The following is a 252-nucleotide window of genomic DNA, read 5'->3' as shown; positions in this document are numbered from 1 at the left end:
AGATCCGAGCGACATCTTGATCCGCGTGGCGTTATACCAGCGGATGTAAGCGTCAAGAATCTCCATGAAGTGATCAACGGTCGTAGCCCGCCAGTCACGAGGATAAAACAGTTCCGTCTTGAGCCGTGTCACTGACCGGCATATTCGAGCCATTCCGGGATCGGCGTAATCGAGCCACCGGATGATCGCCGCAATCGAGCCAGTGCATGATCGGCGCAATCGGGCCACTCGATGATCGGCGTATTGGAGCCA

Annotated in this window: 1 pseudogene; it reads right to left on the bottom strand. The window is 56.3% G+C overall.

What is annotated here, in order from left to right:
- A pseudogene (locus ACLFKU_RS44885) lies at positions 1–126 on the bottom strand (IS3 family transposase); the annotation flags it as partial.
- Positions 127–252 lie beyond the last annotated feature (126 nt).

It is taken from the genome of Paraburkholderia sp. EG304, assembly GCF_046543485.1.
Taxonomy (GTDB): Bacteria; Pseudomonadota; Gammaproteobacteria; order Burkholderiales; family Burkholderiaceae; genus Paraburkholderia; species Paraburkholderia youngii.
Note: the sequence above shows the minus strand (reverse complement) of the source record. Positions and strands in the feature narration are given on the sequence as shown.